We start from the raw sequence: 13,054 nt of genomic DNA, 5'->3' as shown, positions 1-13,054 counted from the left end.
TCCTAATTTTTAGATCACAGACTTTTTTTGATTACCCTTTCTTCTTAAATACTACAAAGTTAGAAATTTAGTATGATAAATAAGCCCTTCCGGCCCCGAAAGTGTTAAAACTCAATTTCGACATTGTTGTCAGCCGGAAAGAAATCCAATTCGATACTTTCGGGAGACAAGGGCATCGGCACACCTATATCTTTTACCAGCCGGGCTATGGCCTCACGCATTTGATCGTCCATTTTTTCATCACCATACATGTGCTGTACAAATAGTTTTCCGGCAAAATCGGCTAACAATTGGGTCGTTTCAGGCGGAAAACTCATTCCTTTAGATCTAAGCATTTCGAGAGCCAGATGTCTGGCACGTTGCTCCATCAATATTTTATTATCTTCTGCCAGATCCGGCTTCCCTTCTATTGAAATAACATTTTTAGTAGATATTTTCATCCCCTTATCCGATAATTCGACAAAACGGTAAGGATAAGCATATGCGGCCAGTGATCCCGTTTCTATATCGTATATTTTATTACCTGCCAGAGATTTATATTCGGTTATATCGTTCGAATGGAAATGCCCGGTGAATACAGCCTTCATCCCTAAGTCGGCAAACATAGGAGCCAGCCTGTTCCAGTCGTCAACCAAATAATCTTTGAACAGATAAGACTGCATCATGATATGCTCTACTAATCCATGATGCATCATTCCTATAACGCGGATATTCTTTTTCTGTGCTTCGGTTAAGATTTCCGCAGCCCACTTCTCAGTTTCGGGCAGTAATCGTCCGGATGATATTGTCTGGTCTTTATACTCCTGATACTTGCATACATCAATAGCCAACAGCCATGTTTTATCATTCAACTTAGCAACGTAGCTTAAGGATGCCGTATCCCGTTTTATTGCATCTGCATATCCGCAATCTGCATAAATACGGGAAAAGTCTTCCGATGAAATATTATCTGTCGGATAAGTTTTATCAGCTTCGAATCTTACCGGTCGAGGTATATTGATATCGTGATTCCCGGGGATTACATAAATTTTTACTCCTTTATCTATCAACGGCTGGAGTTTTTTTCGAAAATCCAGATGGCTTTGCTTTTCCCCGTCTTTTGTTATGTCTCCCGGAATCAAAAGGATGTCAATATCACTATTCAGATAATCATCCAGTACTTGTTGTAAAACAGGTGGTACATCACGGATATCCTTTCCGCTCATCCGGACGTAATCTTCGACAGCCTTACCGTCATCCATCAGTTGTTCAGAAAGATAATGGGGGTCACCTATTACTCCTATTTTTAGAGAATCGGAGTCAGGTGTACACGATTGCGCTTGTGTACTGATACATATTATCAGTAGCAATATCTGTATTTTTTTGATCATTTATTAATTTCGATGTAGGTATTGTTCAGATAATCAACGGCGCGCTTCTTGGTCGTCTCCATAATAAGGTATCCGCAAACGGTCAATACTGCGGCCAACAGTATCATATACCCTCCCTTTACCATCAGATGCTTTTGTTTCCGGAACAAACCGAACAGGAAAACTATAATTCCGGCTACACCCAATATTATAAACAAAACTTGAACAATCTCTATAAAATCTGCAATTTGCTGTAACATATTCCTAATATAAATACATTTCCAAAGTACGAAAATAAGAAAAAAAGCAGATATAATAGAATTGATTTATATATTCTTATCATTAATAGCCTAATAGGTTATATGATACAGTAATTATTTATACTTTTGTAATCTCTAAAAGTTTCGAAACTATATAATGAAAAAAATATCAATCATCCGGACATCTATCCTGTTCATTCTCTCTGCAATCCTTCTATCTTCATGCGGCAGTAAAAAACCTCAACCCGACTATAGCAGCCTCAAATATCCCAAAAGGGAATTCAGGGGTGCATGGATACAAACTGCATGGCAAGGACAATACCAATCGATGAACAGCCAGCAGATGAGACAATACTTTGTTTCGGTATTAAATAATCTACAGGCTGCCGGTATCAATGCTGTTATTTTTCAGGTACGTCCGCAAGCTGATGCCTTTTATTACTCGGAGATCGAGCCCTGGAGCAATTTTATGACGGGAACTCAAGGAAAAGGTCTTCCTGACGGCTTTGATCCGTTAGCATTTTTAGTGGAAGAGTGCCACAAACGCAATATGGAACTACATGCATGGCTAAACCCGTACCGTGTATCCGTATCGGAAAGTCAGGTACTGGTTAGAAACCACATTTATTACAGGGAGCCCGAACGTTTTGTCAAATACGGAACCCAGATATTTTTCGATCCGGGAATTCCTTCGAACAGAGAATACATATGTAAAGTTGTAAAAGACATTGTAAAACGCTACGATGTAGATGCTATCCATATGGATGACTATTTCTATCCATATCCGATTGCTGGAAAACCCTTTCCCGATGATCGCAGCTTTGCTCAATATGGAGTCACACAAGGTTTCGACGCAGCACATAAAGAAGACTGGCGCCGTAATAACGTAAATTCGCTGATCAAAGAATTAAAGGAGACCATTGTATTAACCAAGCCATGGGTACGGTTCGGGATCAGCCCGTTCGGCATATACCGTAACAAGCGCAGTACACCTAACGGAACGGGTAGTAATACCAACGGTTTGCAAAATTATGACGACCTGTATGCCGATGTTAAGCTTTGGGTTAAAAACGGATGGATCGACTATAATATGCCTCAGGTATACTGGGAAATAGGACATAAAGCGGCAGACTATGCGACACTGATTCAATGGTGGTCAGAGAATAATTTCGAACAACCTCTTTATATCGGACAAGATATCAAACGGACAATGGACGCTTCAATGCCTTCGGGCGATAATCAGCTCAGCGAAAAGATGCGCTTGTCAAGAAGTTATAAAAATGTACACGGAAATTCGTTCTGGTATGCTCTCAATCTGGTAGAAAATTACCGTGGAGTTACCGATGCTCTGAAAAATAACTATCACAAATATCCGGCACTGATTCCTGCATATACTCATATGCATAAAAAATCGCCTAAGAAGGTTAAAAGCATCAAAGAAATTTTCACCAACACCGAACATCGTCTTGCATGGGAAAGTGATAGTCAGAAAGGAAATCCTGAAACCGCCTCCTATTATGTCATATACAGATTTCGGAACGGGCAGGCTGAAGACTTGAACAATCCGGAAAATATAGTTGGTATTACCCGGGAGAACAGCTATGTATTGCCCTACGAAAAAGGAAAAAACAAATATAAATATGTTATAACGGCTGTAGATTCTTTTCATAACGAATCGAAAGGTAACGCGAAAAAAGTAACACTATAACAATTACCCAGCCCCCAACCATATATAAAAGCAACAATGGCAAGAGAAGCATTTGAGATGATAGCCAAAACAATGGCCGGACTAGAAGACGTATTAGCAGAAGAACTAACTGCTCTCGGAGCAGATGAGATTCAGATAGGCAGGCGAATGGTTTCTTTTACCGGAGACAAAGCCGTGTTATATAAGGCCAATATGCACTGCCGGACGGCATTGCGTATACTAAAGCCTATTTTTCAGTTCAAGGCAAAAAATGCAGATGAAGTATATGCCGAGATCAAGAAATTTACGTGGTTCGATATTTTAAATGAAAAAAATACTTTTGCAATAGATGCAGTTGTATTCTCTTCTATCTTTACCCACTCCAAATTTGTGGCATACAGGGTAAAAGATGCTATTGCCGATTATTTTACCCAACGTACAGGAAAACGCCCTTCGGTAAGTGTCAGTAACCCTGATGTATTAATCAATATTCACATTGCTGAAAATCTGTGTACCGTGTCTCTTGATAGTTCGGGCGAATCCCTGCATAAAAGAGGATACCGGGTTGCGCAGACCGATGCACCGCTGAACGAAGTACTGGCTGCCGGAATGATTTTAAAAACAGGCTGGAAAGGCGAATCTGATTTTATAGACCCGATGTGTGGCTCGGGAACACTTCTGATAGAGGCTGCTATGATAGCTATGAATATACCTCCGGGTATATATCGTAAGGGTTTTGCTTTCGAAAAGTGGAATGATTTTAATCAGGATCTGTTCGACACAATCTACAATGATGACAGTGGCGAACGCGAATTCAACCATAAAATATACGGCTCTGATATTTTACCTAAAGCCATAGCCATAGCTACGGAAAATGCCAAAAGTGCCGGGGTTGCCAAGTATATCGAATTAAGAGCGATGCCTATGCAACAATACACAAAAGCTCCGTCTGAAAATGGTATTATAGTGACCAATCCTCCATACGGAGAAAGGATTAAGCCTGACGACCTCTTCGGATTGTACGACATGATAGGCGAACGCCTGAAACATGTATTTATGGGTTATACCGCATGGATACTCAGTTACAGAAAAGATTGCTTTAATAAATTAGGTTTAAAAACATCAGAAAGAATTCCTTTGGTCAATGGTTCTCTCGAATGTGAGTTCCGTAGATATGACTTGTTTGCCGGAAAACGCGATGATTTGAAGAAAACACCGAAAACAAACGAGTAAATGGAATTTCTTAAAATCAAAGATTACTGGACATATCAACTTCCCGAATGGGATAATTATGAGAAAGAGGTGTTTGAAAAAATCCTTTCCAAACTCGATTACATATCAATCGAAGGCTACATAATGGCTCCCGAAGCCGATATATGGAAAATTGAATATAAAGGACACATTCTTAGAATATCAAACGATTTAGTGCATGGTTGCGAAATAAAAACCAACGATATAGATTCTCTACCTTTAATGGAGGAATTGATAAGAAAGCTTCCTTTGGAATAATAAAAAAAGCAGTAAGAAAAATCTCACTGCTTTTTTATTGTATAAATAATCTTGGTTACAAAGCATTTTCTTTGATCAGATATTCAGCTATTTGCACCGCATTTAGTGCTGCTCCCTTTTTAATCTGATCACTTACTGTCCAGAAAGAAAGCCCATTGGCATTAGTAATATCTTTACGGACACGGCCAACATAAACTTCATCCTTACCTGTAACAAACAACGGCATCGGATAATCTTTATTTGCCGGATCATCTTGCAGAACAACTCCATTCCCCTTAGCAAAAGCTTCTTTAGCCGCTTCTACAGAAACAGGAGTTTCTGTTTCGACCCAAGTCGATTCAGAGTGAGCACGCACAACCGGAACACGTACGCAAGTTGCACTGACTTCTATGTCGGAATGCATAATCTTACGGGTCTCGTTATACATCTTCATCTCTTCTTTAGTGTACCCATTATCAGTAAACACATCTACCTGAGGTATTACATTGTATGCCAATTGATAAGCAAACTTTTCGACAGTAACATCCTCTTTGTTCAGTATTTGTTTAAACTGGTTCACCAGTTCTTCCATTGCGGTTGCTCCCGCACCTGATGCTGCCTGATAAGTAGAAACATGCGCACGCTTGATATGCGACAGCTTTTCTATCGGATTCAGAGCTACAACCAGTTGTATAGTAGTACAGTTGGGATTTGCGATAATATTTCGGGGGCGCACTTTGGCATCTTCGCCATTTACCTCAGGCACAACCAAAGGCACATCGTTATCCATACGGAACGCACTCGAATTATCGATCATTACTGTTCCGTGTTTTGTTATCGTTTCGGCAAATTCTACCGAAATACTTCCTCCGGCTGAAACAAACGCAATATCTATACCCTTAAAATCATCATTGTGCTTAAGTTCCTTCACCGTGTACTTCTTACCCTTGAAAGTATATTCTTTACCTGCACTACGGGCAGAACCAAACAAGACTAATTCATCGAACGGGAAATTGCGTTCGTCAAGAACCCTCAGGAATTCTTGTCCTACCGCACCACTTACGCCAACAATTGCAATTTTCATTTTAGAGTTGATAGTTAAATATATAAATACTATTATTATTTTGTCCCCACGGATATCAGGGGACAGCTACAAAGATAAAACTTTTATCAATCCCGAAAGGTATATCTTACGTTTTATTCTCTATCTGCAATAATATTAGGCTGAAAGAGTTATCCGGTTTTGGCAGAGTATATATTAAATAATAGCTTATAATGGTAGACTAAGTTTATACCGAAATCTCCCGTTCACTCGGATATTATTTGGTATATTTGCGTATAATTTTAGTTTGATTGTTTATGAAATATGTATCACGTATATTGTTGTTTGGCACGCTTGCTATTCTGGTTTTTGCCTGCAAAAAGCAAGTTTCAGTAACCTCAGACAATGAGGTCCGGTTCGACACGATACGTTCTGTTAAAAATTACCACATCAATAACGATTCCACACAACCATCGTGTAATCTGAAGCTTACCTTTATATACCCCAAATCTTATCCTGATGCTGCGATACTCGACTCTTTGCAGCAGATATTTATATCTTCGTTTCTCGATGAGCATTATTCGAACCTGAAACCTCAGGATGCAATCTCGGGTTACGAAAATGCATATGTAGAAAACTACAAGCAGGATGTCAGCGTATTTCTGAAAGACCGGACAAATACGGGCGAACATGACGAAAATAATGAAGATTATTTTTCGTATTACGAAACGATAAGCAACAGCATTATCTTCAATAAGGGTGAGGTATTATCGTTTCAGGTAAAACAGGTGAACTATAAAGGTGGGGCAACTTCGTTCGAATATCTGAAAAATCATACGATCAACCTGAAAACAGGCAGATTAATTATGGAAGATGATATCTTTAATTCTGGATTTGAAAAGTTACTGACTCCCATATTCAAAAACGACCTGCTCAAAACAAATAAAGTTCAGACAATAACAGAACTCGAAAATCTCGGATATTTCGGTATTGAAGAAATGCTACCTAATGGCAATTTCTACATTGACAATAAAGGTATCACCTATATATTCAATAAAGGAGAGTACTCTGCTTATCAGTTGGATGCTATTAAGATATTTGTTCCATACAACGAGTTGAGTCTGATTTTGAAAGAAAATTCACCTATCAGTCAATTTATCGGTAAATAAACAGGCCTGAAATATTAAGACTTCGTATGAATATAATTTCAAAATATTTTCCGGACTTATCCGAGAAGCAAAAGGCGCAATTCGCGGCTCTGTATGATTTATACCTTGACTGGAACTCCAAAATCAATGTTATTTCAAGGAAAGATATTGAGAACCTGTATACTCATCACGTTCTGCACTCTTTGGGTATAGCCAAAGTGATGAGCTTCACACCGGGCAGTAGAATTCTGGATGTAGGTACAGGCGGAGGATTTCCCGGAATACCTTTAGCTATATTATTCCCCGAGTGTCATTTTCTACTGGTGGATAGCATTGGCAAGAAAATCAAAGTTGCCACCGAAGTTGCTACTGCTATAGGTCTGGAGAATATAAGCTTCAGGCATTGCAGGGCAGAAGAAGAGAAAGGCAAATTCGACTTTGTTGTCAGCCGTGCAGTTATGCCTTTAGGGGAGTTGGTTAAAATCATAAAGAAGAATGTATCGCATGAGCAACGTAATCCATTACCCAATGGGCTTATATGCCTGAAAGGTGGAGAACTGGAAGGTGAAGTTGCTCCTTTTAGAAAATATGCAGAAATAGATGACCTTAAAAGTTTCTTTTCGGAAGAATTCTTCGAGACAAAGAAAGTCGTCTATCTGCCATTATAAAAAGATAAATAAGAGGATATTAGTATAATGAATATAAAAACATTTGAGTTCAACCCCATTGCTGAAAATACATATGTGGTGTATGACGAAACAAAAGAGTGCGTTATTATAGATGCAGGATGTTTCTTCCCTGATGAAAAACGACAACTACTGGATTTTATCGTCGATAATGATCTTATTGTAAAACACCTGCTGAATACCCACCTGCATTTTGACCATGTTTTTGGTAATAAATTCATACTCGACCAGTTTGGCTTGAAAACCAAAGCCAATGAGAAAGATCTTTTTTTATTGGAAGGGATGCCTGCGCAAATGCGAATGTTCGGCTTTAAAGATGTAGAAGAAGCACCTGAAGCCGGAGAATTGATTGAAGAAAATGATACTATCGAATTCGGGAATCAGAAATTTATAGTACTCGCTGTTCCCGGACATTCACCCGGAAGTGTTGCATTTTACAGCATCGACGGTAACTGTGTTTTTGTAGGTGATGCCTTATTCAGAAACAGTATTGGACGAACCGATTTAGCCGGAGGCAACCAGAACCAACTGATGGAGGCCATCCGTTCCCGCCTATTTACATTACCCCCTGAAACTATCGTATATCCCGGACATGGCCCTCAGACGACGATAAGAAATGAGGTAAATAATAATCCTTTCTTTCGATAAAAAGAATAAAATAAGAGCGGCGAATCAAATTGATTCGCCGCTCTTATTATTTCTATAGATAATCTGAGCTTATTTCAATAATTCAGCCAGTTTTTTCAACAATTGGTCACCTCTCAGATTCTTCTCGATAATCTTTCCGTCTTTATCCAAAAGCACTGTGTGAGGTATGCTATTCACGGCATAGGCAGCACCCAGATCGGTCTTCCACCCTTTCAGGTCTGACATTTGAGGCCAGGTAATCTTAAGGTCTTTGATTCCCTTTTCCCAAGCTGCTTTATCATTATCCAATGATACTCCTACAATTTCAAATCCTTTCGATTTATATTTATTGTAAGCCTCAACCACTATCGGCATTTCTTTCCGGCAGGGAGGACACCATGATGCCCAAAAATCAATCAATACATATTTACCTTTTCCTGCATAATCAGACAGTGCTATTGTTTCGCCTGTTGGAGTAGTTCCTTTTATATCTACAAACTGTTTTCCTACTTCTGTTGCTTCCAGTGCTTCCAATCTCTTTTCTATCTTCTGTATCTTTGCATTGGTTTTCAATTTAGCATCAAGGGCAGGAAGCAATTCTTTTAATTGTTCTGCCGAGAATGATACTCCCCGATCCATCAATACATATTGCCCTACTACATTAGAGAGATTAGATTTAGTGAAATCAAAAGTAGCTTTATTTGCTTCACTGTAAATAGAATCATAACGGCTTTCGAGAATAGCCTCTAATTCGGGAGTCAACTTTTTAGCTTCTTTTGCAGCCTTTTCTTCCTTATCCAGAGCCACCATTCCCTGATATATTGAATTTCGCTTATCAGCAAATGCCTGGTATTTGTCATTTAATTCCGAACCTTTTATTGTAGCTGCATAAACCGTATCAAATGACATTTCTATACTATCTGATTCCAATACAAAAACAGCAGGGTAACGTAACGCATCCATTGAGATAAAACGGATTGCCGGAGTATCTAAAGCTAAACCTCCAAACGCAAATGTACTATTAGCTATTGTGGCTGTATCAACAGAGACAAAGTCGCCCGTATTCTCATCAATTATTTGCAGGTAAACCTGCTTTCCATCATACTCGGACGAAGGTAATTTTCCGGTTAAAGCAAATTCCTTCTTCTCTGTTTTACTCGTACATGCAGCCATTATAACCGCTAATGCCAAAAATAAAAAGGATACTTTTTTCATCGTTTTCTCTATTTATATAATACCTAAATATGGATCTTTATTTCAATATTTCTTTCAGTTTATTCTCTAACTGGTCGCCACGGAGATTTTCAGCGATAATATTTCCTTCCTGATCAATCAACAAAGTATATGGAATACCCTGTACATGGTATGGAGCGCTTAATTTGCTCTGCCATCCTTTCAGGTCTGACATTTGAGGCCAGGTCATATTCATTTTTTTCAGAGCAGCTACCCATGCGGCTTTGTCTTCATCCAATGATATACCTACTATCTCGAAACCTTTCGATTTGTATGCAGCGTAAGCATTCACAACATTAGGCATTTCCTTAACACAAGGTCCACACCAAGATGCCCAGAAATCTATAAGTACCAACTTATTTTTCCCTACATAATCAGATAGAGCTATTTTTTTACCATCAGGATTATTGCCCGAAACATCGATATATTTTTTGCCTACAAATCCGTTTCCTTCTCCAGTCTGAGCGCCTCTCATCATCAAGATCTCTTCTATCAGCTGCTTATGTTCGGGATTAGATAATGTCTCTAGCTCTTTTACCTGATCATCTGAAAATAACCCTAAGAATGAAACGAAGTAGAATTCTCCTACCTTATTCTTAATATTCTCTTTCACAAAATTGAAACCTATATTACCCATATCCTTATTCAAAGAATCCATTTGGCTGATGTAATTTGCCCGGGTAGTTTCGTCAGTAGTCTGAGAAATTGTCATATCCAGAGCATCCAGCTTTTTGACAGTTTCCGATAAGTTATCGAAAAATGCCTGAGTCTTATCATTCATGGGTGTGCCTTTTACTTTGGCTACACTATCTACGGTCACTTTAATACTTCCGTTTTCATACACGAACGGGATTCCCGCAGGCGTACCTGGAGATGCTTCTTTTACAACAAGATAAGCGACAGAAGGTTCACTTGTTTCATTCAAATCAAAATGGAATTTTCCGTTTTGTATAACAGCGGAGTCTACCGGTACAAAATTATCTTTGAGCGATTTCATTGTCAACAGATACACCATCCTGCCATCATTCGACTTATTAAAGAATGTCCCATCCAACTCATTTTTCTTCGAACATGATGCCAATAACAATGCTATGGCAGGTACGAGATATAATAATCTTTTCATTATCAATAATTATTTTGTGTGTAATGCGTAATTTAATTATTTATACTTAATCCAGTAAGGTTTTCAGCTTGTTTACCAGTTGCTCTCCTCTCAGGTTAGTTGCTATTATGGTACCATCTTTATCCAGTAGCATTGTGAACGGAATGCTCTTGATTCCATATATTTGTCCTGCTCCATTTTTCCACCCTTTCAGGTCTGACATTTGGGGCCAAGCCATATTCAATCGTGAGACCGCTCCTTTCCATGCGTTTTCTTCCGAATCGAATGAAACTCCTACTATCTCGAAGCCTTTGTCCTTGTATTCGTTATATGCCCTCACTACATTAGGCATCTCTTTGATACAAGGGCCGCACCACGATGCCCAGAAATCGACCAATACAACTTTACCCTTTCCTACATAATCAGACAAGGCGGTTAATTTACCATTCATATCCGGTTGAGAAAAGTCGGTATATTTTGCTCCTTCGCTAAATTTGGATTTCTCTTCGAAAAAAGTAATCATGCTCTTACCCATTTGACTCTCCTTAAATGAAGGGCGGGTTTCTCTAGCTAACTCTAGTACTTGGTTAGGTTTAAATATTTCTAAAAAAGAAAATAAGAAAAACTCTCCTATTCCATTCTGAATATTTGCTTTTGTATACTCAAAGCCTTTAGTTCTTACTTGATCCAATAGTTTATCGTATTCTGCAGACCCCTCAGGGGTTTCCATATAAGCATAATTGTCTTTTTCGACCAGAGCCTGTAACTTATTTTTCAACTCTTCCTGTGCTTGTATAAAAGAGTTACACTCATCATTATGGATAGTTCCTCCAATAACAGAAGGCATCCCCATCTTTACATTTATATTTCCGCTTTCAAGTACAACTAATGATTGTGGAGTATTCTGCATTTCAGAAAAAGATAAAATAGCCAACTCCGGCTCATCTGACTTTGATGTATTTTTTAAAACGAAACTATTATTCTGCACGAGTGCACTATCGATTTTAACCAGCGAGCTTCTATCTTCGGATACCGTTTGCAGATAGATCATTTTGCCCTCGTATCCTTCTCCGGCTATAGTTCCGTTTATTACGTAATCTTTATTCTGTCCGTATATTGCCAGAGAAAGCAATAACAAACAGGCACTAAATATTTTTCTCATATTTTATTTTAGAATTTCCTGAATTAGCAAAAATAGATAAACTATTTGAGACATAACCTATCAATATGGTATTTTATGTCTCATATCCGGATATTAGCATTGGCATTATCAAATATTTATTTATATTTATCATCCTTATAAATACAAAAGAACAATACTTACTATGGGAGCTTTTTTCACCAATATCCAGATCAAAAATAATCCGGACGACGGTTCTTTCGAACAAAAAATCATTGACTACTTCACCAAACGATATCTGGATTCAGGATACATCATTACCACAGACGAAAAATCCGCAGATTGTAGTATTATCATAGCGAATGATAAATCGTCATCATGGTATTCGGTATACGAAGAAACATCGATCGACCTTGATTTAAAGAAACTAAAACAAGAAGCCTCCGTAATATCTTCGTCTCTTGGAATAACAACTATTACGACCCTTGTGAGTGATAGCGACTACTTATATATAGGAATAAATACTGATGGAAAAGAAGAACACTCCATACATAATCTTAATGACACATTAACTTTTTCTATATCTGAATCTGGCGCATGGAACAATCTCCTTGCGGAAGGTAAAACCTACAACGATATACGCTCTGTTTTTAATCAGAAACAAGTATTGGTTGAACGGTATTTAGAAGAAATAGCCCCTCTAATAAATATAAATCCAATACATTGGGGTCTTAGTTACGAATACTTTACCGAGATCATGCACGATGAAGGAACTAAGCTTCATTTTGTAAAAGAGAATAAGGAGATACAAGAGCCACCTGCAACAACAAACTTATCGTTTACGGCATATGGTAGTGATTATGTTATAAAAGAAGGTGAATCTTTGACGATGAATCTCCATCTAGCCAGTGTTGGAGCTGCATCGACCGGTCTCCAGATCATTCTAGCCGGAAATGCTTTTGAAGAAGACTATTTAAATCCAACTATAGCAACCGTTTGCATTTTCGGTTCTGAGAATAAAGAGCAGGTAGAATTTATAAAAACGAGATCGACAGACAACCAAATAATACATTATGCTCAACTTATTGGCTTTCCAATTCCTCAAGGGTACACTTTATCTCCATCGGCTTCGATGAAAGAATATAAAAGGTACCTGGAAGATTCGTATAAGTCTACTATTCTTATTGATATTGAAATAGCCGGATTGAAGGCCGGAAAAACATCTTTTGCGGTATATGCTGATACTTTACCTACGAATCAGGGCAAGTTCGGATATATCAATTCAATAAATGTAGAAGTTGCCCGGATCTAA

At 38.4% G+C, this 13,054-nt stretch carries 12 protein-coding genes and 1 pseudogene; 7 read left to right on the top strand and 6 right to left on the bottom strand.

Going from position 1 to position 13,054, the window contains the following annotated elements; genetic code table 11:
* Nucleotides 1–104: 104 nt before the first annotated feature.
* Nucleotides 105–1,370 (bottom strand): metallophosphoesterase family protein, encoded by a 1,266-nt coding sequence (locus BUC12_RS02695; RefSeq protein ID WP_062175621.1) that lies wholly within the window; start codon nt 1,368–1,370, stop codon nt 105–107.
* Nucleotides 1,367–1,609, bottom strand: coding sequence for a hypothetical protein (locus BUC12_RS02690; RefSeq protein WP_062175620.1), 243 nt, complete (start codon nt 1,607–1,609; stop codon nt 1,367–1,369). The genes BUC12_RS02695 and BUC12_RS02690 overlap by 4 nt, the downstream gene beginning before the upstream one ends.
* A gap of 157 nt (nt 1,610–1,766) precedes the next feature.
* Between BUC12_RS02690 and BUC12_RS02685 the strand changes: the two genes are divergently transcribed.
* The 3 genes and pseudogenes from BUC12_RS02685 to BUC12_RS02675 all read left to right on the top strand — a co-directional run bounded on the left by BUC12_RS02685 (nt 1,767) and on the right by BUC12_RS02675 (nt 4,805).
* On the top strand, nt 1,767–3,317 hold the full coding sequence (locus BUC12_RS02685; RefSeq protein WP_062175619.1) for a glycoside hydrolase family 10 protein: 1,551 nt from the start codon (nt 1,767–1,769) through the stop codon (nt 3,315–3,317).
* Between the two features lie 57 nt (nt 3,318–3,374).
* Nucleotides 3,375–4,508, top strand: a pseudogene (locus BUC12_RS02680) (THUMP domain-containing class I SAM-dependent RNA methyltransferase); the annotation flags it as partial.
* A 21-nt stretch (nt 4,509–4,529) separates the two neighbouring features.
* Entirely contained in the window at nt 4,530–4,805 is a 276-nt protein-coding gene (locus BUC12_RS02675) for a hypothetical protein (RefSeq protein ID WP_062175618.1), read from the top strand.
* Between the two features lie 55 nt (nt 4,806–4,860).
* Here the strand turns inward: BUC12_RS02675 and BUC12_RS02670 are convergent, their stop codons facing one another.
* The gene (locus BUC12_RS02670) at nt 4,861–5,868 is read right to left on the bottom strand and encodes an aspartate-semialdehyde dehydrogenase (RefSeq protein WP_062175617.1); all 1,008 of its coding nucleotides are present in this window, start codon (nt 5,866–5,868) and stop codon (nt 4,861–4,863) included.
* Between the two features lie 275 nt (nt 5,869–6,143).
* On the opposite strand from BUC12_RS02670, the gene BUC12_RS02665 reads away from it, so the two are divergent.
* The 3 genes from BUC12_RS02665 to BUC12_RS02655 are packed head-to-tail and all read left to right on the top strand — an operon-like array spanning nt 6,144 to nt 8,308.
* Nucleotides 6,144–6,995 carry an RsiV family protein gene (locus BUC12_RS02665; RefSeq protein WP_062175616.1) on the top strand — a complete coding sequence of 284 codons (852 nt, stop codon included), beginning with the start codon at nt 6,144–6,146 and terminating at the stop codon, nt 6,993–6,995.
* Between the two features lie 26 nt (nt 6,996–7,021).
* On the top strand, nt 7,022–7,642 hold the full coding sequence (gene rsmG / locus BUC12_RS02660) for a 16S rRNA (guanine(527)-N(7))-methyltransferase RsmG (protein WP_062175615.1): 621 nt from the start codon (nt 7,022–7,024) through the stop codon (nt 7,640–7,642).
* 27 nt (nt 7,643–7,669) lie between these two features.
* A complete protein-coding gene (locus tag BUC12_RS02655; RefSeq protein WP_062175614.1) occupies nt 7,670–8,308 on the top strand; it encodes an MBL fold metallo-hydrolase in 639 nt (212 codons plus the stop codon).
* 69 nt (nt 8,309–8,377) lie between these two features.
* Here the strand turns inward: BUC12_RS02655 and BUC12_RS02650 are convergent, their stop codons facing one another.
* Genes BUC12_RS02650 through BUC12_RS02640 form a run of 3 tightly spaced genes read right to left on the bottom strand, consistent with a single transcriptional unit; the run spans nt 8,378 to nt 11,784 of the window.
* On the bottom strand, nt 8,378–9,502 hold the full coding sequence (locus BUC12_RS02650) for a TlpA disulfide reductase family protein (RefSeq protein WP_062175613.1): 1,125 nt from the start codon (nt 9,500–9,502) through the stop codon (nt 8,378–8,380).
* 37 nt (nt 9,503–9,539) lie between these two features.
* Nucleotides 9,540–10,643, bottom strand: coding sequence for a TlpA disulfide reductase family protein (locus BUC12_RS02645; RefSeq protein ID WP_062175612.1), 1,104 nt, complete (start codon nt 10,641–10,643; stop codon nt 9,540–9,542).
* Between the two features lie 46 nt (nt 10,644–10,689).
* Nucleotides 10,690–11,784, bottom strand: a complete 1,095-nt coding sequence (locus tag BUC12_RS02640; protein WP_062175611.1) for a TlpA disulfide reductase family protein — start codon at nt 11,782–11,784, stop codon at nt 10,690–10,692.
* A gap of 163 nt (nt 11,785–11,947) precedes the next feature.
* Here BUC12_RS02640 and BUC12_RS02635 point away from each other — a divergent pair, with 163 nt between their 5' ends.
* Nucleotides 11,948–13,054 carry a hypothetical protein gene (locus tag BUC12_RS02635; RefSeq protein ID WP_062175610.1) on the top strand — a complete coding sequence of 369 codons (1,107 nt, stop codon included), beginning with the start codon at nt 11,948–11,950 and terminating at the stop codon, nt 13,052–13,054.

Origin of the sequence: Indolivaga macrotermitis (assembly GCF_900128985.1) — a bacterium.
Lineage (GTDB): Bacteria > Bacteroidota > Bacteroidia > Bacteroidales > Dysgonomonadaceae > Dysgonomonas_A > Dysgonomonas_A macrotermitis.
This window is presented reverse-complemented; position numbering and strand designations above follow the sequence as displayed.

Bases quoted from the DNA above. Each gene is read 5' to 3' on its own strand.
- BUC12_RS02645 (WP_062175612.1), bottom strand. From the start codon at position 10,643: ATGAAAAGATTATTATATCTCGTACCTGCCATAGCATTGTTATTGGCA.
- rsmG (WP_062175615.1), top strand. From the start codon at position 7,022: ATGAATATAATTTCAAAATATTTTCCGGACTTATCCGAGAAGCAAAAG.
- BUC12_RS02650 (WP_062175613.1), bottom strand. From the start codon at position 9,502: ATGAAAAAAGTATCCTTTTTATTTTTGGCATTAGCGGTTATAATGGCT.
- BUC12_RS02665 (WP_062175616.1), top strand. From the start codon at position 6,144: ATGAAATATGTATCACGTATATTGTTGTTTGGCACGCTTGCTATTCTG.
- BUC12_RS02635 (WP_062175610.1), top strand. From the start codon at position 11,948: ATGGGAGCTTTTTTCACCAATATCCAGATCAAAAATAATCCGGACGAC.
- BUC12_RS02640 (WP_062175611.1), bottom strand. From the start codon at position 11,784: ATGAGAAAAATATTTAGTGCCTGTTTGTTATTGCTTTCTCTGGCAATA.
- BUC12_RS02685 (WP_062175619.1), top strand. From the start codon at position 1,767: ATGAAAAAAATATCAATCATCCGGACATCTATCCTGTTCATTCTCTCT.
- BUC12_RS02670 (WP_062175617.1), bottom strand. From the start codon at position 5,868: ATGAAAATTGCAATTGTTGGCGTAAGTGGTGCGGTAGGACAAGAATTC.
- BUC12_RS02655 (WP_062175614.1), top strand. From the start codon at position 7,670: ATGAATATAAAAACATTTGAGTTCAACCCCATTGCTGAAAATACATAT.
- BUC12_RS02675 (WP_062175618.1), top strand. From the start codon at position 4,530: ATGGAATTTCTTAAAATCAAAGATTACTGGACATATCAACTTCCCGAA.
- BUC12_RS02690 (WP_062175620.1), bottom strand. From the start codon at position 1,609: ATGTTACAGCAAATTGCAGATTTTATAGAGATTGTTCAAGTTTTGTTT.
- BUC12_RS02695 (WP_062175621.1), bottom strand. From the start codon at position 1,370: ATGATCAAAAAAATACAGATATTGCTACTGATAATATGTATCAGTACA.